This is a genomic window from Streptomyces sp. NPDC088194, assembly GCF_040702025.1.
Lineage (GTDB): Bacteria > Actinomycetota > Actinomycetes > Streptomycetales > Streptomycetaceae > Actinacidiphila.
Map to the genome: position 1 here is coordinate 1 of NZ_JBFBIV010000057.1, position 20,251 is coordinate 20,251.

General features: G+C 74.5%; 14 protein-coding genes. 9 read left to right on the top strand and 5 right to left on the bottom strand.

The window, feature by feature from the left end; translation table 11 throughout:
* The first annotated feature begins 65 nt into the window (after window positions 1-65).
* The 5 genes from AB0399_RS27195 (at window position 66) to AB0399_RS27215 (ending at window position 7,680) form a co-directional block, all read left to right on the top strand.
* Window positions 66-740, top strand: a complete 675-nt coding sequence (locus AB0399_RS27195; RefSeq protein WP_366413140.1) for an AraC family transcriptional regulator — start codon at window positions 66-68, stop codon at window positions 738-740.
* Window positions 741-1,132: 392 nt separating this feature from the next.
* Window positions 1,133-4,693 carry a DNA polymerase III subunit alpha gene (gene dnaE, locus AB0399_RS27200; RefSeq protein WP_366413141.1) on the top strand — a complete coding sequence of 1,187 codons (3,561 nt, stop codon included), beginning with the start codon at window positions 1,133-1,135 and terminating at the stop codon, window positions 4,691-4,693.
* 26 nt (window positions 4,694-4,719) lie between these two features.
* Window positions 4,720-5,757, top strand: coding sequence for an ImpB/MucB/SamB family protein (locus AB0399_RS27205; protein WP_366413142.1), 1,038 nt, complete (start codon window positions 4,720-4,722; stop codon window positions 5,755-5,757).
* Between the two features lie 70 nt (window positions 5,758-5,827).
* Window positions 5,828-6,760, top strand: coding sequence for an NAD(P)-dependent oxidoreductase (locus AB0399_RS27210; RefSeq protein ID WP_329361446.1), 933 nt, complete (start codon window positions 5,828-5,830; stop codon window positions 6,758-6,760).
* Complete coding sequence (locus AB0399_RS27215) at window positions 6,757-7,680, top strand: RNA polymerase sigma-70 factor (RefSeq protein WP_366413143.1); 924 nt, start codon at window positions 6,757-6,759, stop codon at window positions 7,678-7,680. The genes AB0399_RS27210 and AB0399_RS27215 overlap by 4 nt, the downstream gene beginning before the upstream one ends.
* 11 nt (window positions 7,681-7,691) lie before the next feature.
* Here the strand turns inward: AB0399_RS27215 and AB0399_RS27220 are convergent, their stop codons facing one another.
* A complete protein-coding gene (locus tag AB0399_RS27220; protein WP_329361442.1) occupies window positions 7,692-8,279 on the bottom strand; it encodes a cysteine dioxygenase family protein in 588 nt (195 codons plus the stop codon).
* Window positions 8,276-9,223, bottom strand: coding sequence for an amidohydrolase family protein (locus AB0399_RS27225; protein WP_366413144.1), 948 nt, complete (start codon window positions 9,221-9,223; stop codon window positions 8,276-8,278). Before AB0399_RS27225 ends, AB0399_RS27220 begins: the two co-directional genes overlap by 4 nt.
* Before the next feature lie 92 nt (window positions 9,224-9,315).
* Between AB0399_RS27225 and AB0399_RS27230 the strand changes: the two genes are divergently transcribed.
* Window positions 9,316-10,341: a LacI family DNA-binding transcriptional regulator gene (locus tag AB0399_RS27230; RefSeq protein ID WP_366413145.1), complete on the top strand. Its 1,026-nt coding sequence runs from the start codon at window positions 9,316-9,318 to the stop codon at window positions 10,339-10,341.
* A 198-nt stretch (window positions 10,342-10,539) separates the two neighbouring features.
* On the opposite strand, the gene AB0399_RS27235 is transcribed toward AB0399_RS27230, so the two are convergent.
* Window positions 10,540-14,010: a phosphodiester glycosidase family protein gene (locus tag AB0399_RS27235; protein WP_366413146.1), complete on the bottom strand. Its 3,471-nt coding sequence runs from the start codon at window positions 14,008-14,010 to the stop codon at window positions 10,540-10,542.
* Between the two features lie 531 nt (window positions 14,011-14,541).
* Here AB0399_RS27235 and AB0399_RS27240 point away from each other — a divergent pair.
* Together AB0399_RS27240 and AB0399_RS27245 are read left to right on the top strand one after the other, a co-directional pair.
* Window positions 14,542-15,027 (top strand): hypothetical protein, encoded by a 486-nt coding sequence (locus tag AB0399_RS27240; RefSeq protein ID WP_366413147.1) that lies wholly within the window; start codon window positions 14,542-14,544, stop codon window positions 15,025-15,027.
* Between the two features lie 281 nt (window positions 15,028-15,308).
* A complete protein-coding gene (locus tag AB0399_RS27245; protein WP_329361431.1) occupies window positions 15,309-16,439 on the top strand; it encodes a glycoside hydrolase family 3 N-terminal domain-containing protein in 1,131 nt (376 codons plus the stop codon).
* 449 nt (window positions 16,440-16,888) lie between these two features.
* Here AB0399_RS27245 and AB0399_RS27250 read toward each other — a convergent pair whose 3' ends face one another.
* Entirely contained in the window at window positions 16,889-17,473 is a 585-nt protein-coding gene (locus AB0399_RS27250; protein ID WP_366413148.1) for a methyltransferase domain-containing protein, read from the bottom strand.
* Window positions 17,474-17,696: 223 nt separating this feature from the next.
* Between AB0399_RS27250 and AB0399_RS27255 the strand changes: the two genes are divergently transcribed.
* Window positions 17,697-18,419 carry an N-acyl homoserine lactonase family protein gene (locus AB0399_RS27255; protein WP_329361427.1) on the top strand — a complete coding sequence of 241 codons (723 nt, stop codon included), beginning with the start codon at window positions 17,697-17,699 and terminating at the stop codon, window positions 18,417-18,419.
* A 34-nt stretch (window positions 18,420-18,453) separates the two neighbouring features.
* Here the strand turns inward: AB0399_RS27255 and AB0399_RS27260 are convergent, their stop codons facing one another.
* Entirely contained in the window at window positions 18,454-20,208 is a 1,755-nt protein-coding gene (locus tag AB0399_RS27260) for an MFS transporter (RefSeq protein WP_366413149.1), read from the bottom strand.
* Window positions 20,209-20,251: the final 43 nt, after the last annotated feature.

A 20,251-nucleotide genomic window follows, 5' to 3' on the forward strand; every position in this document is an offset into this window, starting at 1 on the left:
GCTATCTTGATGCGGAGAGCCGATTCCAGGCCGGTGTACTTGCGGCTACCAATGACCTCATCTGAATGTGCGCGTACGCGCCATGGCGTCTCCGGCTGGAGGCGCAGGGCCGGGCATGGCTGCTGCCGCCGGCGCGGGCCGCCCTGATCGAGGCGGGCCGGCGTATCCGGGTGAGCATCCCGCGGCCGGTCACGACCGCGTCGGTCCTGTTCGACACCCGATTCACTCCGGCCCCGCCGGCGCCCTTGGCCGTGTTCGACCTCAACCCGCTGGCCCGCGCCCTGCTGACCGAGTGCCGCACGTGGGGCGAGTGCGACGAGCCCCTCACGGTGTACGCGGAGACGCTGTTCGCCGCGCTCGCCGCGGTGACCTGGCGGCTCGCCGAGCAGCCGAGCCCGGTCGCCGTTCCGGCGGGCCGATCACCGGAGCTTCGCCGGGCCCTCGAACTGACCGGGCGGCGGCTCGGCGGTGAGCTCCGTTTCGAGGACGTGGCAGACGAGGTCGGCCTCGCGCCGCGGTCGCTGGCGCGGCGCTTCGAGGAGGAGACCGGCATGACCTGGCGGGCGGTCCTGCGCCGGATGCGGGTCCTGAGCGCGATCGAGGAACTCGCCGCGGGTGACACCCCGGTGACCGAGATCGCATTCATGGTCGGATACACCTCGCTGTCGGCGTTCAACGCCGCATTCAGGGAGCTGACCGGCCGCACGCCGACGGGGTACCGGGCCAGCTTTCGGCCCTGACCGGACGAGGGTCTGTCGATCGAGCGGGAGTGGGAGCGGGAGCCGGGGCACGCCGGGCTCCCGCTCTTCGCGTCCGGCGAGCCGATGCGGCCGGGCGCCGCTCGTACGGCGGCATCGACCTCGGCGGTGTCGACCTCGGTGGTATCGACCTCGATGGGGGAGGCCCGGGTGGCCGCGCCGGGGGACGGGCGTCGCGGGGTGGCTGCCGATGCGGCCGGGCGCGGCCCCTGCTCGGTCAACTCGCTTGTGTGCGGGCCGAGTCGTGGGTTGCCGGCGGGCCGGGTCGCTGACCTGGGGAAATCGCGTTACCCTAATCGAACGAACGTGCGAACAAGGGTTTCGGCCGGGTCGGCCGGAGCGCGCTGAGAGGGGTGGAGTGATGGAGGTGCGCGGTGGTGGGCTTCGCCCATCTGCACGTCGCGTCCGGTTACTCGCCCCGGTACGGCGCCTCGCACCCCGAGCAACTGGTGGCGCGGGCGGCGGAGCGCGGGATGGACACCCTCGCGGTGACCGACCGGGACACCGTGACCGGCGTGGTGCGGTTCGCCCAGGCGTGCGCGGCGAGCGGGGTGCGCCCGGTGTTCGGCGTGGACGTGGCCGTGGAACCGCTGGTGCCGCCTGCCCCCGGGCGGCGCGGTCCGGCGCCGGCGCGCGGCGGCGCGCACGTGGTCGAGCCGGGGCTGCGGGTCGTGCTGCTGGCGCAGGACCGGGCCGGCTGGGCGCGGCTGTGCCGGCTGGTGTCGGCCGCGCACGCCGCCGTGCCGCGCGGCGGGAACCCGGTGGTGCCGTGGGAGGCGCTGCGTACGTACGGCGGGCCGGGGCTGGTCGTACTGCTGGGGCCGGTCTCGGAGCCGGTGCGGGCGCTGTCGGCGGGGCGGGAGGACATGGCGGTGCGGTTGCTGGGGCCGTGGCGGGAGGTGTTCGGGCCGGGGGTGCGGATGGAGGCGGTCTGGCACGGGCGGGGCGGTACGGGCCCGGGGTCGTTGCGGCTGGCCGCCCGTACGGTGGCGCTCGCCGACCGCACCGGGACCACCGCCGTCCTGACCAATGCGGTCCGGTACGCCGACCCGGGACAGCACCGGCTGGCCGATGTCCTGGACGCGGCGCGGCTGCTGCGGCCGATCGACCGGCGGCGGCTGGATTCGGGGGAGCGGTGGCTGAAGGACCCGGCCGCGATGTCCCACGCCGCGCGCGAGATCGCCCGGTGCGCGGGCGGCGACGGGCGGCGTGCCGAGCTGCTGCTGGCGGACACGGCCGCGACCGCGGACTCCTGCCGGATCGACCCGGTGGCGGACCTGGGCCTGGGCGTGGCGCACTTCCCCGAGGCGCGGGTGGTGGGCGCCGGCGACGGGCCGGGGGGCGCGGCGGCCGCGCTGCGGGAGCGGTGCGAGGCCGGCCTGGCCGACCGCGGCCTGGACCGCGACCACACGGCCCGGGCGCGGCTGGAGCAGGAACTGGAGGTCATCGGCCGGCTCGGCTACGACGCGTACTTCCTCGCGGTCGGCCAGGCCGTCGCCGACATCCGGGCCCTGGGCATCCGGGTGGCGGCCCGCGGCTCGGGCGCCGGTTCGCTGGTCTGCCACGCGCTGCGGATCGCCACCGCCAACCCGCTCCAGCACCGGCTGCTGTTCGAGCGGTTCCTGTCGGTACGGCGGGCCGGGCTGCCGGACATCGACATCGACGTGGAGAGCGCGCGACGGCTGGAGGCGTACGACGCGATCATCGACCGGTTCGGGACCGAGCGGGTCGCGGTCACCGCGATGCCCGAGACGTACCGGGCCCGGCACGCGCTTCGGGACACCGGTCTCGCCCTGGGCATCGCACCCGGCGAGGTGGACCGGATCGCGAAGTCGTTCCCGCACCTGAGGGCGGGTGACGTCACCGGCGCGCTCGCCGAGCTGCCCGAGTTGCGGGCGCTGGCGGCGCAGGCGGCGACGGGACGGTTCGGGCCGCTGTTCGAGCTGGCCGAGGGGCTGGACGCGCTGGTGCGGGGCATGGCGATGCACCCGTGCGGGGTCATCATCAGCGACGGCACCCTGCTGGACCGGCTGCCGGTGCAGCCCACCCCGGCCGACCGGTACCCGATGGTGCAGGCCGCCAAGGAGGAGGTGGAGGCGCTCGGGCTGATCAAGCTGGACGTGCTGGGGGTGCGGATGCAGTCCGCGATGGCGCACGCCGTGCAGGAGGTGGCGCGCGTCACGGGCGAGCACATCGACCTCGACGACGGCGCGCAGGTCCCGCTGGACGACTTCTTCGCCTTCAAGCTCATCCAGAACAGCGACACCCTCGGCATGTTCCAGCTCGAATCACCGGGCCAGCAGGACCTGTTGTCGCGTCTGCAACCGCGCGACCCGCAGGACGTCATCGCCGACATCTCGCTGTTCCGCCCCGGGCCGGTGGCCGGCGGGATGCCCGAGCGGTACATCGCCGCCCGCCACGGCGGCGATCCCGCCTACCCGCACCCGGACCTCGAACCGGTCCTGGCCGACACCTACGGCGTGACGATCTGGCACGAGCAGATCATCATGACGCTCGCGGTCATGACCGGCTGCGACTACGCGCTCGCCGAGATCGCCCGCCGCGCGCTGGCCGACCGGGCGCGGCTGCCGAAGCTCCGGACCTGGTTCCACCAGCGGGCCGCCGCCCGTGGCTACACCCAGCCCGTACGCGACACGGTCTGGCAGACCGTGGAGGCGTTCGGCGCGTACGGGTTCTGCCGCGCGCACGCCGTCGCCTTCGCCGTACCGGCCCTGCAGTCGGCGTGGCTGAAGGCCCACCATCCGGCCGCGCTGTACGCGGGGCTGCTGGAGCACGACCCGGGCATGTGGCCCAAACGCGTCATCGTGTCCGACGCCCGCCGGCATGACGTGCCGGTGCTGCCCGTCGACGTCAACCGCTCCCGGCTCCGGCACACCGTCGAGCCGGTCGAACCCGTCGAACCCGTCGAACCGGTCGAACCCGTCGAGCAAGGTGTACGGACCGCGCCCGTCGCTCCGGCCGGGCCGGGCCGCTTCGGCGTGCGGCTCGCGCTGAGCGCGGTACGCGGCATCACCGAAGCGGAGACCGAGCGGATCACGGCGGGCCAGCCGTACACCTCCCTGTCCGACTTCTGGCAGCGCGCCCGCCCGTCCCGGCCGCTGGCCGAACACCTCGCCGAGATCGGCGCGTTGGACGCTCTGCACGACGGGCGGCTGACCCGCAGGGACCTGCTGCTGCAGATCACCGAACTGCACCGCCAGACCCGCAACCGCACCACCAGCGACGGCCAGGTCCCGCTCACCGCCGATCCGGTGGGCGGCGCCGAACCCAGCGGGCTGCGCGAGATGACCGGTCGGGAAGCCCTCGGCGCGGAACTCCACGTCCTGGGCATCGACGTGTCCCAGCACCTCATGGAGTACCACCACCGGCTGCTGCGCGAGATCGGCGCCGTCGATGCCGCGCACCTCGCCCACGTACGGCCCGGCCGTCAGGTCCTGGTCGCCGGCGTCAAAGCCTCCACGCAGACCCCGCCCATCGCCTCGGGCAAGCGCATCATCTTCGCCACCCTCGAAGACGGCACCGGCCTGGTCGACCTCGCGTTCTTCGAGGACTCCCACGAAGCCTGCGCCCACACCGTCTTCCACTCCGCGCTGCTCCTGGTCCGCGGCACCGTCCAGGTCCGCGGCGGGCGCCGCACCATCGTCGGCACCATGGCCTGGGACCTGGACCACCTCGCCGCCACCCGTCGCGACCACGGCCCCAAGGCCGCCCTGGACCTCCTCGGCGCCGGTCCCCACCCCACACCGACCCCGCCCACCGGGCCCGCACCGGCCGGCGAAGCCGCCGACGGCCGGACGCTGACCAACGGCACCGCGGGCGCGCGCCTGCACCCCTACGCCGACCTCCAACCCGCCGGCACCCGCTCCGCCGACCTGCGCCGCCTCGGCCACCGCAGCCCCGGCAGCGCCGGATGACCCCCGACAGCGCCCGACGGCGCCCGATGACGACACCGCCCCGCCCCACGTACATCGTCCACCTGCACCTGCACGCCACCCTCACCGACGACCAGTACGCCGAGATCCTCGACGCCCTGGCCGGCATCACCCCGCGCCTCCAGCCCTTCCCGCCCGACGCCGCCCAGCTCGACATCACCGGAGCCCTGCGCTACTTCGGCAAGACCGCCGACGACATGGTCCACATGATCGCCATGCGGCTGGCGGGCCTCTTCGGCGTCCGGACCAGCGCCGGGCTCGCCCCCAACCGCATGCTCGCCGCCATGGCCGCGGCCGCCGGCCCACCCGGACACACCACCCGCGTCCCCCACGACCCCCAGGGCATCACCACCTGGCTGCACCCCCACCCGGTCACCGCCCTGCCCGGCATCGGCCGCGCCACCGCCGACACCCTGCACCGCTACGGCCTCACCACCATCGGTGACGTCGCCGACCTGCCCCCCGCCACCCTCCAACGCCTCCTCGGCGCCGCCCCCGCCCGCCTGCTCGCCGAACGCGCCCACGGCCACGACCCCCGCCCCGTCACCCCCCGACCCGCCGCCCTGCACCTGACCGCCCACCACCTCGCCGAACACGACACCCTCGACCCCGACCAGCACCGCCGCGCCGTCCTCCGCCTCACCGAAGAACTCGGCACCAGCCTGCGCGACGCCGCCCACACCACCGACCACCTCACCCTCACCCTCCGCTACGCCGACCGCTCCACCACCACCCGGACCCGCACCCTGCCCGAACCCACCGCCCACACCCCCGACCTCGCCACCGCCGCCCTGATCCTCCTGCACTCCCTCGGCCTGCAACGCGCCCGCGTCCGCGGCTACACCCTGCGCGCCGACCGGCTCCGCCCCGCCACCGACGCCCACCACCAGCTCTCCCTCGACGCCGCCGACCACCGCGCCCGAGCCGCCGAACAGGCCGCGGACCGCGCCCGCCACCGCTTCGGCCCGCACGCGGTCCGCCCCGCCGTCCTCGCCGACCCCGGACCCCGCCACCCCACAGGCGCCCCACCCCGGCCACGTCCCTGATGTCACAGGCGCGGGGGCTGTCTCGTCATGAGGGGTGAGAGTCGGCCGACGGAAGGAACGGGTGATCGTCATGCGGGTGTTCGTGGCGGGTGGGACCGGGGTGCTGGGGCGGCGGCTGGTGCCGCGACTGGTGGACCGCGGTCATGAGGTGACGGCCACGACCACGAGCGCGGCCAAGGTGGAGGCGCTGGAGCGGCTGGGCGCGACGGGTGTCGTCATGGACGGCCTGGACGCGGCCTCGGTCGGCCGGGCGGTGGCGGCCGCCCGGCCGGACGTGATCGTGCACCAGATGACCGGGATCTCCCTGGCGCACGCCGGCAAGGCCGACCTGAAGCACTTCGACCGGTGGGCGCTGCCCACCATCCGGCTGCGCACCGCGGGGACCGACCACCTGCTGGAGGCCGCCGAGGCGAACGGCGTCTCCCACGTGGTCGCCCAGGGCTACGCCAACTGGAACGGCCTTCGCGAGGGCGGCTGGGTCAAGACCGAGGCCGACCCGTTGGACCTGTACGAGGGGACCGCGGCGCACACGTCGATGGCGGCGCTGCGCCATGTCGAGACCGCGGTCGGCGCGGCCGGCGGCGCGGTCCTGCGGTACGGCGCGTTCTACGGGCCGGGCGCCACCGACGACCAGATCGAGCTGGTGCGCAAGCGGCAGTTCCCGCTGGTCGGCTCGGGCGGCGGATACGCCTCGTGGGTGCACCTGGACGACGCGGCGAGCGCCACCGTGCTGGCCGTGGAGCAGAAGGCGGCGGGCGTGTTCAACATCGTCGACGACGAACCGGCCCCGGCCGCCGAGTGGTTGCCGCACCTGGCGGCGTGCGCGGGGGCGAAGAAGCCGCTGCGGATTCCCGTCTGGCTGGCCCGGTTGCTGGCCGGTGAGGTGGTGGTGGCGATGATGACCGAGGGGCGCGGCTTCTCCAACGCCAAGGCCAAGCGGGAGCTGGGCTGGCAGCCGGAGCATCCGTCGTGGCGGCAGGGCTTCGCGGAGTCGACGGCGTGACGCGGGCGGAGGACTTCGAGGAACTGCGGCCGCTGCTCTTCTCGATCGCCTACCGGATCACCGGCAGCGTGAGCGAGGCCGAGGACGCGGTGCAGGAGACCTGGCTGCGCTACGAACTCTCCCCGACCCGGCCCGCGTCGGTCCGGTCGTTCCTGTCGGCCGTGGTCACCCGGGTGGCGATCGACGTGCTGCGCTCGGCCCGCGTCCGGCGGGAGGAGTACGTCGGGCCGTGGTTCCCCGAGCCGCTGCTCGCCGACCCGTACCAGGACCCGGAGCGCTCGGCGGAGCTGGCCGACTCGGTGTCGATGGCGGCCCTGTTGCTGCTGGAGCGGCTCAGCCCGCTGGAGCGCGCGGTGTTCGTGCTGCGGGAGGTGTTCGCCTTCGACTTCCCGGAGATCGCCTCGGCCGTGGGCCGGTCGGAGGCGGCGTGCCGCCAGCTCGCGGTGCGGGCGCGCGGTCACATGGACGACGGTCGGCCCCGGTTCGAGGCCGACCGCAAGGAGCGCGAGGAACTCGCCGCCCGCTTCTTCGACGCGCTGCGCGAAGGCGACCTCGACGGCCTTCGGGAACTGCTGGCCGCCGACGTCCGGATGGTCGGCGACGGCGGCGGCAAGGCACCGCAGTGGGCGCCGGAGTTCTTCGGCGCGGAGAAGGTGGGCCGGCTGCTCGCCTCGCTCCTGCCGCCGTTCGCCCGGATCGGCGGTGCGATGCAGCGGCAGGAGGTGAACGGGCAGCCGGGCGCGGTCCTGCGCGACCGCGACGGCAAGGTGGTCAACATCCTCGTGCTGGAGATCGTCGAGCGGCGGGTCCGGACGATCCGTGCCGTGATCAACCCCGACAAGCTCGGGCACATGGGCCCGGTGGCCGACGCGTGGGAGGTGCTGCGCGAGACCCTGCGGGCGGGCCGGGACCCGGACTGACCCGCCTGCCGTCAGACGATGTCGTCCAGCGGGCGCAGCTCGTCCGCGTACGACACCGACGTGCGCCGCAGGATTCCGGTGCGGCTGACGGCGTACTGGCCCATCCGCCACAGCGGCGGCGAGTACGCGTGGATCGACACGCTTCCGGCGTCCCGGCCGGTGAGGCGGTGGATGTGGTCCGGGCCGAAGCAGTAGACCTGGCCGGCCGGGACGGGGGTGGCCAGGCTCGGCATGCCCACCGCGAGGTTGTGCTCGACCAGGGTGCCCTGGGTCACGGCGACCGCGCCGGAGGATATGTCGTGGTCGTGCCAGCCGGTGTCGTTGCTCGGCGTCCAGCACAGCACCCAGACGTCCACGTGGGCGTCGCGGTGCAGCGAGACGTAGTGGCGGCGGTCGTCGGCGAAGAGCACGTGGCGGCGCCAGAGCGAGGGGTCCGCGGCGACGGAGCAGGCGAGTTCGAGCAGCTCGCGCTTGTCGAGGTCGCGTCCGGGCAGCGCGTCGAGGCTGAGGGAGGACGGCACGCCGAGCCAGGGCTCGGCGCGCTGCACCGGAGCGGTGTCGTGGTCCTCGGGCGGCAGGGACGACGGCGGAGCGGTCACGGGCTGATCCCTTCGAGTAGGTGGAGCGGATTGCCGACGCGGACGGCGAACCGCGCCGCCGCGCCCAGATGGGGGTCGGTCGGGGTCGCGTACGGGCGGTCGCTGCCCAGCACGAGGGCGTCGACGCCCAGCACGCGCACCACGGCGTCCAGCGCCTGCCGGCCGTAGGAGGAGGTGTCCACGAACACGCCCGGGTCGAGCCGCAACGGGCCGCCGCCGCGCATGGCCGCCCGCTCGTGGTGGACCGGGGCGAGCCCGGCCGCCGCGGCGAAGCAGATCCGCAGCCGCGGCAGCAGGGCGCGCCCGGCGGTCTGCCAGGCCCACCACGCCGCCTGGAGCTGGCCGGTGTAGCCGACCACGGCCGGCCACCAGGCGGGCAACCGCTCGGCCGACGGCGGCTGCGGCCCCGGGTGGACCAGCACGGGTCTGCCCGCCGCCTCGGCCACCGCGAGCACCGGCGCCAGCCGCTCCAGCGCCTGCGGGGTGGCCATCGCGACCGCCGGGACCTGGAGGCCGACCAGACCGCGGGGCGCCGCACCGGGGTTCAGGAGCAGGGCCAGCGACTCCGGTTCCGGCGAGGTCAGTTGGGCCGACGCCCAGCCCTCGAACGGTGCCGGCAGCGCGAGCACGCCCGCGTGCCAGGCGTCCAGCAGCGGCGCCGCCTCGTCGGGCGGCAGCAGTTCGATGCCCAGCGGGCTGGACAGGGATACGGCGATGCGGCGCAGATCCGGGTCGAGGCGTGCGCGCAGCGCCGGGTCGTGGTCCTCGGGCCGCACCTCGTAGGGCGGCTCACCGGCCAGATGCAGGGTCCAGCCGTCGAGCCGCGGCGGCCGGGTGCGGGCGCGCAGCCGCTCGATGAGAGCGGCGGGCCACAGGTGCTGGTGGACATCGGTGGGGACAGCGGGGGCGGTGGTGCCGTCGGCGATGTGACCGTAGTCGGACATACCCTCCTCACGTGTACTGATGCGCTTCAGTTAAGCGCTTCAGTGAAGCGCTTAAACCCGGCCGCCGTCAAGGGCGCCCCTACACTGTCCCCGTGCCGCAACGACCAGCGAGGGTCACCCAGCGCGATCTCGCCGAGGAGACCGGGCTCTCCACCGCCACGGTGTCCTACGCGCTGCGCGGGATGCAGGTGCCCCCGGAGACGCAGCAGCGGGTGCGCGAGGCGGCCGAACGGCTCGGCTACCAGGCCGACCCCATCGCCCGCGCCCTCGCCTCCGGCCGCACCGGCTACATCGGCGTGCTCTGCCGCTCCCTCACCGACGTGTGGCAGCAGGCCACGGCCGCCGCGCTCGGCCGGCGGCTGCTCGGCGACGGCCGGCACGCGCTGATCGTGGACGCCTCCAACGACCCGGTCCTGGAGGCCACCCTCGCCTCCCAACTCGCCGACCAGCGGGTGGACGCGCTCATCGTGCTGCCGGTGGACCCCGCCGCCGCGCACTGGGCCGCGGTCGCCGAGCGGACCGTGCTGATCTCCATCGGCGACGGGCTGCCGGGCGGCGCGGCCCATGCCGAGGTCGTCTTCGACAACGAGGCCGGGATCACCGACGCGCTGCACGGCCTGGCCGCCGCCGGCCACCGCAGGATCGCGGTCATGACGCCCGGCGGCATGACCACGCCGGACCGCCCCGCCGAGACGGTCGCCGAGCAGGTGGCCCGCCGGCTCGGCCTGCACGTCACGCTGCACCGCTCGCCGCACGACCTGGACGGCGCCGCCGCGATCGCCCGCGCGGTGCTCACCGGGCAGGACCCGCCGACCGCGTTCCTGTGCATGGCCGACTCGATGGCGTACGGCGTGTACGCGGGCGCCCGCGAGCTGGGCATGGAGGTGCCCGGCGATGTCTCCGTGGTCGGCTACGACGACCACCCGCTGTCCCGCCTGCTGACACCGCCGCTGTCCACCTACCGGTGGCCGGTGGAACTCCTGGTGGACCTGGTGGTGGAGCGCACGGTCAAGGCGATCACCTCGGGCCGGCGCAGCCGGCGCCGGGTGCTGCCGCCGGTCGCCCAGCCGCGCGGCTCGGTCGGCCCGCCCAACTCGCCCCGGGCCGAGCCGAAGTGACGGTGCCGCGGCGACCGCGGCGGTGCGGCGCTCCCGAATTCGCCGCGCCCTCGGACCTGCGCCGGCCCTGACGACGGCTCAGGGCCCGCCCCGCGCCCCCCGGGCGGGGGAGTGCGGGACGGGCCCTCGCGCTGCCTCGCGCTGCCACGTGCTGCTCGGCCGGCTCGGCCGGACCGGCCGGCCGCCCGACCCGTCAGCTCACCCGGCCGGCACCGTGACCGTCGCCGTCCCGGTCACCCCGCCCGCCGTGACGCTGATCCGCGCCGTACCCGGAGCCCGTCCGGTCACCTCGCCGGTGGCCGCGTCGACGGTCGCGACGCGCGGGTCGGAGCTGGTCCAGCGGCGGGAGACCGGGTCCCGCACCGGTACCTGAAGTGCCGTCAGGTCGTCGCCCGCGATGGACGTGCCGGTCGCCGTCAACCGCTCCTTCCCGCCGCGCGCCAGCGACGGCGCGGGCGCGGTCACCGCGACCGAGGCGAGCAGCGGCTGCACCGCGAACTGCACGGTGCCGTCGGGCAGGATGTGGAACAGGCCGTAGTTGAAGAACCCGCCCTGGTCGGGGGTGGCGTACGGCGGCGTGCCCAGGTCGGCGACCACGAAGTTCGGGATGCCGCCGGGCGCGTCGGTGCCGTCCGGCTCGCGCAGGTCCTCGGCGAAGCCGCGCGCGTGCCCGAACATCATGAGCACGTGCACCCCGGGATGGGTGCGCTGGTACCGCTGCACCAGCGCCTCGTACATCCGCGCCTCCCACCGGTCGGTGAACTGGCTGTCCGCGCGCGGGTGCGGGTCGTACGCGGGCGTGTGGGTGATCACGACCGCGACCTTCCTGGTGTTCGCGCTGAGCTGCCCGGCCAGCCACAGGTACTGCGACTCGCCCTCGTCCGGCACCTGGAAGGCGTCCGACGCGGTGATGCCGATGTGCCCGCTGTCGGTCACGATCATCCGCGCCGCGCCCGCGTCGTAGGCGTAGTGCGTCGGCCCGAAGACGCTGGTGAAGTCGCCGTTCTCCGGGGCGGCGCCCTGGGTGATCTCGTGGTTGCCGACCGCGTCCCGGTACGGCACGCCGAGGCCGTCCATCAGGGTGCGCAGGTTCGTCAGGTCACCGGTCGTCCCGTTGTCGGACATGTCGCCGAGCGCCTGCACCTGTTGCGGGCGGGCGGCGGGCGGCAGTGCGCCGAACACGCCGGGCAGCGACTTCAGGGCAACCGTGCCGGTCGCGCCCGGCGTGGCCGCCGTGGTGTGAGCGTCGTCGAACGCGGCGACGGTGGTGCCGCCGGGCCGGAAGGAGGACGCGTCGGTGAACCGGAGCCAGGACGGGTTCTTCGGGATCGCGGTGTACGTCGCGGGCTGGGGCGGGCGCGGCGAGTACAGCGCCTCCAGGTCCGCGAGGTGGATGTCGCCGGTGAGGTCGGGGCCCGGCTTGATGGTCACCAGGCCCAGGTAGTTGATCCGCAGCGGGTACTGCAGGCCCGCCGGCAGTTTCGCGACGACGTACTGCCAGCCGTCGAAGGTGATGCCGGTCGGGTAGAAGCTGGTCGGCTGGTCACCGGCCTGCCAGATGCCGACGTTGAGGGTCACGATGCCCGGCGCGAGCCCGTCGCCCGGCCGCGAGGCGAGGTCGGCGTTGCCCTTCACCCACACGCCGAGCCCGATCGGCGCCTGGTCGCCGCCCAGCAGCGGGATCTGCTCGCTGTCCGGGTCGTTGAGGTAGACGCTCAGGTCGTAGGTGCCGGTCTGGTTCGGGTAGGTGTAGTGCACGTCCATCGAGCCGGTGTCCCCGGATCTGGCCGTGGTCGACGGGTCCGGCGCGATGCTGCCGTTGGTGGTGGAGTGCGGGCCCGGACTGGGCACCTTGCGCGGGTAGACGTTCATGTAGTCGCTGGTCACCGACCACTTCGACAGGTCCGTCAGCGGGTCCACCGGGACCGTGGTGGAGCCGACGGCCAGCGACACGGTGGCCTTGGCGCCGCCCGCGGCGGCCGTCACCGTGACCATGCCGGTGCCGGTGGCCGCGGCGGTGAACGTGCCGTCGGCGCCGACCGTTCCCAACTCCGGCTTGTCCACGGACCACTTCACCGCGGACGGCGGCAGGCTGACCGTGGCGCCGCCGCTCGCGGTCGCGGTCACCGAGAGCGCCTGGGTCGCGCCGTTGCCGAGATCGGCCTGCGAGGGGGTGGCGGTGAGCGTGCGCACCCCGGTCACCACCGACAGCGGGACGGTGGCGGACGCGTGGCCGGACCGGACGCGCAGGGTGCCGTGGCCGGGCCGGCCGGCGAAGGTCAGCGTGGTGCCGTGCACTGCGGCGAGCCCCGGCGGGCTGACGCTCAGCGTGACCGGGTCCGCCGCCGGGTTGTCCGCCCGGTCCAGGGCGTAGGCCGGCACGTCGACCGAGGTGCCGGCCAGCGCGGTCAGCGGCTTGCCGTCGTTCGCCACCGCGCGGGTCGCGGCGCCGGGCGCCGCCTGCCGGCTGTAGAGGAACAGGCCGTTGGCGACCGGCCGTTCGTGCCCGTCCGACGGCGTGTTGAGCACCGACGCCTGGGTCTGCCCCGGCAGCCGGCCCACCATCTGGGTCGAGCCGCCGCCGTCGAACAGGATCGCGTCGTACGCGCCGTGCTCCAGCATCCAGCCCGCCAGCTGCGGCCGGGTCAGCCCCTGCGCGACGCCCTCGGCCTGGTGGCCGTCGAAGGCCGCGAAGACCGCGTGCCTGCCGTCCTTGGTCACGCCGACCGCGGTCACCGGGTTGTCGATGTTGTTGTCGCCGCCGCCCTGCAACGGCACCGCGCGCTGCCCGTCCTTGACCAGGATCGCGCCTCCGCTGAGCGCCTGGACGACATCGCTGTCCGGCCCCAGGTGGTCGGTGGTGGAGACCTGGTCGCCGGCGTGCACGTGTGCGGCCAGCCAGTCGCCGTACCCGGCCGAGCCGACCAGGTCCTCCTGGCCGTCGGCCAGTTGCGGCAGGTCGGTGACGCCGGTGCGCACCGAGTCCACGGTCAGCGCGGCCCCGTCGGCGCCCAGGTGCCCGGTGACCACCGTGGCCGCCGCGATGGAGGTCGGCCCCAGGTCGGCGGTGACCCGCAGCAGCGCGCCCGCGCCGAGGTCGTCCACCGCGTTGACGCCGGTCAGCGTGGTGCTCGCCGCGTTCGTCAGGTCCGTCAGGGTGCCGGTGTACGTCTCCGTGCCGATGCCGATGGTCCCGTCGCGGTGCACCACGAAGTCCGCCGGCCGGCTCGGCTCGGGGCTCTTCAGCAGCCGCCCGTCGCGCACCACCATGCCCTCGGGCCGCCCGCTGGCGTTGATCTCGAAGAAGTCGCCGTTGATCCCCGCGACCGCGCCGGTGCGGTGCGCCATCGAGGAGGGCACCTCGTCGGCCGGGTCGGTGAGGCGGTCGTGCGACTCCACGACGCCGAGTTTCACGTTCCGGTCGGTCAGGGACACGTCGAGGACCTGCGCGCGCTGCGCCCCGCCCACGGTCTGCAGCGTGTCGGAGTAGTTGCTGACGCCGTGGGTCAGGGTGCGCGGCGTGGTCGTCTTCTCGTCGACCACCAGCGGCCACTGGTCGGGGGTGGTCGGCAGCCAGGACGACCGGGAACCGGTCGCCGGGCGGTCGGGTGCGGCGCTCGCCGGTGTGCCGCCGGCCGCCAGCAGCGCGGCGCAGACGGCGGTCGCCACGAGTACGGCCGGCGCCCGGGCCGGGAGCCGCAGGCGGCTTGGGCGGCTTGGGTGACGTGGGTGAGGTGGGCGGGTGACGAACTGGGCCATGGGTCCTCCGGCCGGTCCTGCCGCCGGCGCACCGGACCGGGGCGGCCCGGCCGTCCCGGCCGTCGCGGCCTGTCGTACGGGAACGGTGCGGTGGTGCGCCATGCGGGGTGTACAGCTCCGAACCACCGTCGGCCGTCGACGAGTTGACGAGCTGCCGCGCAGCAGGAGCCGGAGCCCGCCGCAGCCGGCGAACCCGGGCACATTATGGCCCGGCGAACGCAAAGATTGTCGGTCCACGGCCAATGATGCGGAAGTCAGGGCGGCCGAACACCGGTAATGAGCGCAAATCTTCCTGTTTGACGAGCCGTCGGCGCCCGGCGCGTCGCCGCGGGCGTGTGCCGCCGGACCGGCGGGGGCGCGGGCTGCGGGCGGGGGCCTTCCAGGGGGTTCGCCCGGAGAATCGGAGTGCGGCCGAGTGGCGCGGGCGGGCAACATGACGGGGTGCCGGACCTGCTGTGGGACGACGTCAGGAACCTCTTCGACCCCGACCTGATGGGGGCTCTGCCGGATGTGAGCGTGGCAGGCGCCTCGGACGGGGACTGGCAGGCGGTGTTCGACCTGGTCCGGTCGAGCGGATGGGCGTGGGAGTACTCCGCGGGTGGCGTGGTCGGGCCGCTGCCGTCCGCCGCCGAGGTGCTGTCGCGGCCCGCCGACGCGGAGACCGTCGATCTGCGGGTCCGGCCGGTCCCCGAGGTGCTGGTGGTCTTCCGCCCGATGTCGGCCGAGGACGTCGACTTCGACGTCGACCTTCGCGAACTGCGGGGCCAGGAAGGCGTGGACGTCCTGTGCGCGTTCATCGCCGCCGTGGGCCGCAGGCTGGGCAAGCCGGTGGTCATGACGGCCGAGGGCGACCGCGCGAACCCGGTGCTCGGGTTCGATCCCGCGGTCGGCCGCGTGGTGCTGATGGCGGACCCGCGGCTCGGCTGACCGCCTCGGCCGGCCGGGACCCGTACCGATCCAGTGCCATTTGGCTGCCGGGCCCACCGCCGGCGCGGCTGCGCCGGCCGCGGTGGCGCGGTGAAGGTTTCGCCCCGGCCGCGGGCGTCGCCGCAGCTCCGGACCGGCGCCTGTGGCGTAGGCCATTGGCGGTGGACGGCGCCCCTTCCACCGCGTGGTGGGCGGGGCGTACGGTCCGAGGCATGTCATGGACGCGGCAATAACGTCCACGCGACAACGTCCACCCCTTCACGCACGGGAAGAGGCCCCCCATGGACGCACCACGCAGCCGGCCCGTCCGCCGCCGTACGGTCCTGACCGCCGCGGGCGCCGTCGCGGCCTCCGTCACCGCCGCGCGCGCCTCGGCCGCCGAGCGGCCCCGTACCGGACCCGCCGCGCTGACCGCCCGCCAGACCGCGGGCCAGCGGGTCATCTACTCCTACCCCGGGCTCACCGTGCCCTCCGCGCTGCTGACGACGATCAGCGCGGGCGAGGCGGCCGGTGTCATCTTCTTCGGCGAGAACATCTCCAGCGAGAGCCAGATCACCTCGGTGATCAAGCAGTTGGTGCAGGCCAACGCGTCCAGCCCGGTGCGGGCGCCGCTGCTGCTGATGACCGACCAGGAGGGCGGCGAGGTGCGCCGGCTGCCCGGCGCGCCCACGCTGTCGGAGAAGCAGGTCGGCGAGGCGTCGCAGCCGCAGACCGCCGCCGCCCAGGCCGGCACCGGCGCCGGCCAGAACCTCGGCGGCGTCGGGATGAACGTCAACCTCGCCCCCGTGCTCGACGTCTACTACACGGCGGGCAACTTCATCGACGAGTACCAGCGCTCCTTCAGCAACGCCCCGAGCACCGTCTCCAGCCTCGGCCAGGCGTTCATCACCGCCCAGCAGGGCACCGGGGTCGCCGCCACCGCCAAGCACTTCCCCGGCCTCGGTGCCGCCACCGCCTCGCAGGACACCGACGCGGGCCCGGTCACGCTCACCCAGAGCCTGTCGAAGCTGCGGAGCGTCGACGAAGCCCCGTACCAGGCGGCGATCGCCGCGGGCGTCCAACTGGTCATGGTCTCCTGGGCCGTCTACCCCGCGCTCGACGCGTCCGCGCCGGCCGGCCTGTCCGCCACCGTCGTGCAGCAGGAACTGCGCGGCCGGCTCGGCTACACCGGCGTGACGGTCACCGACGCCCTGGAGGCCGGCGCGATCAGCTCCTCCTACAGCACCGCGCAGCGCGCCGTCCTCGCGGCCGGCGCCGGCATGGACCTGCTGCTGTGCTCGGCCCGCGCCACCTCCCAGGGCGACGCCGCCGCGCAGGCCCTCGCCGCCGCCTACACCAGCGGCCAGCTCCCGGCCGCCGACTTCGACGCGGCGGTCCAGCGCGTCACCGCGCTGCGCACGTCCCTGTCCTGAACCCGGTCGCGTGGCGGCCCCTTCGGGGTCCGGCACGAGCGAGGCGGCGACCCGCCGTGGAACCGCTGCTGTTCCGGCTGCCGGCCGCCTTCTGGCGCGTCCCCTGCGTCGGCGCCCGCTTCCCGGGGCCGGCGGCCGCGGCCGACCGGCCCGGCTCGCGCCGACCACCGGTTGTTCGCCTACGCGGTGCGCGGCCACGTCGGCCCCGCCCCGCCCGCGCTGCGCTCCGCCGAGCTGTGGGACGGCGTACGGACCACCCGTGCGGGTCCCGGTCGCCCGCCCCCTCGACCTGCTCCTCTTCAACGCCGTGGCCGACGCGTACGGCGCCCGCCTCGGCGTCGGGACCGATGACGGCCGGCTCCTCCACCTCTGCGCCGAGGCCGGACTGCCCGCCGTGTGGAGCCCGGCCGACTTCGCCGCGCGCGAGCGCTACCGATGCCCGGCCGGCGTCAAGCGGGTCCTACCGGCCGGCGGGCGCGGAAGCGGACCCGGCTGCCGCGGGCGTCCTGCCGCACCTCCACGTCGGTGAACCCGGCGGCGGCGAGCCGGGCCGGCAGCAGGTCGGGGACCAGCGTGTTCATGGTGTCGCCGATGTGCAACAGCCGGAAGCGCAGGCCGAGTTGGCTGTCGCTGCCGGCGAACACCCCGCCGGGCCGCAGTACCCGGAGGGACTCGGCGAAGATCCGGTCCTGGAGCGCCGGGGTCGGCACGTGGTGCAGCATCGTGAAGCAGACCACCGCCGAGAACGTCCGGTCCGGCAGCGGCAACTCCGACGCGTCGGCGTGCACGATCCGCGCCCGCTCGCCGTAGTCCCGCTCCAGCAGCCGCGCGGTGGAGTCGTCGATCTCGACCGCCGTCAGGCGGGGCACGCGCTCCACCAGCACCCGCAGGTTGGCCCCGTAGCCGGGCCCCAGCTCCAGCACGTCGGTGCCCAACTCGACGTCCTCCAGGGCCCAGGGCAGGATCTGCTCCTCGGTGGTCCGGGCCCACTTCCGCGAACTGCACAGTCTCCGGTGCGCTGCGTTCATCGGCATACCCCGACGGTAGACCGGCCCCCCGCCGTCCTGCTGCCTGCGACCCGCCAATCCATGCCGCGAACTGGACAGTCCGACACCGCCCGCGATCCGCGGCCTCGGACATCCGGTACGCGGCGCGCGGTACGCATGACGCGGCATCCGGCAGAGGGCATCCGGCGCGCCGTGTTCGCTGTTCGCGGACGAGTCCGGGTGCGCCGGCGGCGCGCGCCATCATGGTCCGATGAGCGACGACACGGCGGTCCGCCGCCTCGACCTCGGCTACATCGTCCGGCCCGCCGTCGAGACCGGCGGCACGCAGCCGCGGGTCGAACCCGTGCTCGCGTACCTGGTCCGGCACGAGGCGGGGCTGCTGCTGTTCGACACCGGTATCGGTGCCGCCGACCCCGAGACCGAGGCCCATTACCGGCCCCGGCGGCGGGAGTTGGCGGACGCGCTCGCGGACGCGGGGGTCCGCCTCGCGGACATCGCGCTGGTCGCCAACTGCCACCTGCACTTCGACCACTGCGGCGGCAACCGGCTGCTGGGCGGCACCCCGGTCCTCGTGCAGCGGACGGAGCTGGCCGCCGCCCGCCAGGAGGGCTACACCTTCGGCGAGCTGGTCGACTTCCCCGGCGCCCGCTACGAGGAGTTCACCGGCGAGGCCGAGATCTGGCCCGGGGTGCGGATCGTGCCGACTCCCGGCCACACCGAGGGGCACCAGTCCCTGGTGGTCCAGCGCCGCGACGGCACCGTGATCCTGGCCGGCCAGGCCCACGACTTCGCCACGGACTTCACCGCCGACCACCTGGCCCGGCAGGCCGGACTCGACGGTGTGGAAGCGCCGTTGCCCGGTTATCGCCCCTGGCTGGACCGGCTCGCCGACTTCGACCCGCGCCGGGTGCTGTTCGCGCACGACTGCGCGGTGTGGGAACCGGGACGCACCCCGGGCGACATCACCCGCTGACCGCGGCGGGGTGCCCGCCCGGCGGTTCCTCCGCTCACGGCGACCCCGGCCCGTCCTTCTCGGCACCCGGCTCCCGCGGCCCCCGCGCCGTACCGCCCGAGGAGCCGCCGCCCGGTGTCGTACGGCCCGGAGCCGTATCGCCGCCCGACCCCACGCCGCCCGGCGTTGTACCGCCCGAAGCCGTATCACCGCCCGCGTCGCCGCCCTGCGCGTCGTCGCCCGAGCCCGGGCCGTCCGCGCCCCCGCCGTCCGGGGGCGTGCCGGCGGCGTCGCCCTCGTCGACCTCCTGGACGCCGCGCTGGAGCCCCAGCCACGCCGCGAGCGCCGCCGCGGCCATGATCCCGGCCATCACGTAGAAGACCGTCCTGGTGGAGTACGCGAAGTCGAGGCGGACGAAGTGCGGGATGGTCGAGTTGCCCTGGGTGGAGCGGTGGGCCTGGGAGAGGTGGTGCGCCTCGGAGTTCGCCTGCGCGGCGGGCACCCCCTGGCCCACCAGCGAGGAACGCAGATGGGACTCGAAGCGGGCCACCGAGATCGTGCCGAGCACCGCCAGGCCCAGGCTCGCGGAGTAGTTCCGCACGGTCTGGGTGATGCCGGTGGCCTCGCCGTAGGACAGCCGGGAGGCCCGGTTCACCGCGTCGGTGCTCGCCGGGGTGAGCATGAGGCCCATCCCGGCGCCGGCGATCACGATGTACCACTCCTGGTTGCCGAAATCGAGGTCGGTGACCTTGCCCGCGAGCAGGTAGAACCCCACCGCGCACAGCGCGCAGCCCAGCACCACCGGGCGCTTGGCGCCGCCGCGGTCCAGCATCCGCCCGCCGAACTGCGAGGCGATCACGAAGCCGATGAAGAAGTAGAGCAGGTACAGCCCGGCGCCGGACGCGGACTTGCCGAGCGAGATCTGCGCGTACTCGCTGGCGAAGAAGAAGTACGGGATGAACACCAGCATCGCGATGCCGAGCACCAGGTTCTCCACCGCGAAGGCCCGGTTGGCGAAGATCCGTACCTGGATCAGCGGGGAGGAGGTGCGCAGCTCCAGCCGGTGGAAGACCACCAGCAGCGCCACTCCGACCACGATGCACACCCAGATGCCCGGGTTGGACCAGTGCCAGATCTGGGACTGCTGGAAACCGAAGACGCTCAGCCCGATACCGGTCACGATCAGTGCCAGCCCGCGGTAGTCCATCGGGGCGGGCCGGTGCTCGGTGACCGGCTTCGACAGCGAGATCAGCACCAGCGCGATCACCGCGACCGGGATGTTCACCCAGAAGATGGACCGCCAGGTCCACTCGGTCAGCCAGCCGCCGAGGATCGGGCCGACCGCCGTCAGCCCGCCCGCGATGCCGAAGAACAGCGCCAGCGCCTTCCCGCGCTCGCGCAGCGCGAACGTCTGCACCACGATGCCCAGCGCCGCCGGGAACATCAGCGCGCCGCCGAAGCCCTGCACCGCCCGGAACGCCACGATCCAGGTCTGCGCCACGGCGCCCTTCGGGGTGAGCCCGCACAGCAGCGACGAGGTGGCGAAGACCAGCACACCCATCACCACCACCCGCCGGTGCCCGAGGGTGTCGGCGAGCCGCCCGCCGTAGGCGAAGAACGCCGCCAGCGACAGCAGGTAGGCGTTGACCGCCCACTGCACACCGGTGCTGGACAGCTTCAGCTCGTTCTGGATCTCCGGGACGGCGATCGACACGATCGTCTGGTCGATGAAGGTCATCGCGACGGCGAAGATCATCGCGGCCAGCACGAGGTTCTTCGATCGCCCGCCGCTGTGGGCCGTGACCGCCATCAGCTCTCCTCACCCGCTCCTGGGAGGACCGTTCCGCTCCACC

Excerpts from the sequence above, each read along its gene's own strand:
- AB0399_RS27195 (WP_366413140.1), top strand. The coding sequence starts at position 66 with ATGTGCGCGTACGCGCCATGGCGTCTCCGGCTGGAGGCGCAGGGCCGG.
- AB0399_RS27205 (WP_366413142.1), top strand. The coding sequence starts at position 4,720 with ATGACGACACCGCCCCGCCCCACGTACATCGTCCACCTGCACCTGCAC.
- AB0399_RS27210 (WP_329361446.1), top strand. The coding sequence starts at position 5,828 with ATGCGGGTGTTCGTGGCGGGTGGGACCGGGGTGCTGGGGCGGCGGCTG.
- AB0399_RS27225 (WP_366413144.1), bottom strand. The coding sequence starts at position 9,223 with ATGTCCGACTACGGTCACATCGCCGACGGCACCACCGCCCCCGCTGTC.
- AB0399_RS27245 (WP_329361431.1), top strand. The coding sequence starts at position 15,309 with ATGGACGCACCACGCAGCCGGCCCGTCCGCCGCCGTACGGTCCTGACC.
- AB0399_RS27250 (WP_366413148.1), bottom strand. The coding sequence starts at position 17,473 with ATGCCGATGAACGCAGCGCACCGGAGACTGTGCAGTTCGCGGAAGTGG.
- AB0399_RS27255 (WP_329361427.1), top strand. The coding sequence starts at position 17,697 with ATGAGCGACGACACGGCGGTCCGCCGCCTCGACCTCGGCTACATCGTC.
- AB0399_RS27260 (WP_366413149.1), bottom strand. The coding sequence starts at position 20,208 with ATGGCGGTCACGGCCCACAGCGGCGGGCGATCGAAGAACCTCGTGCTG.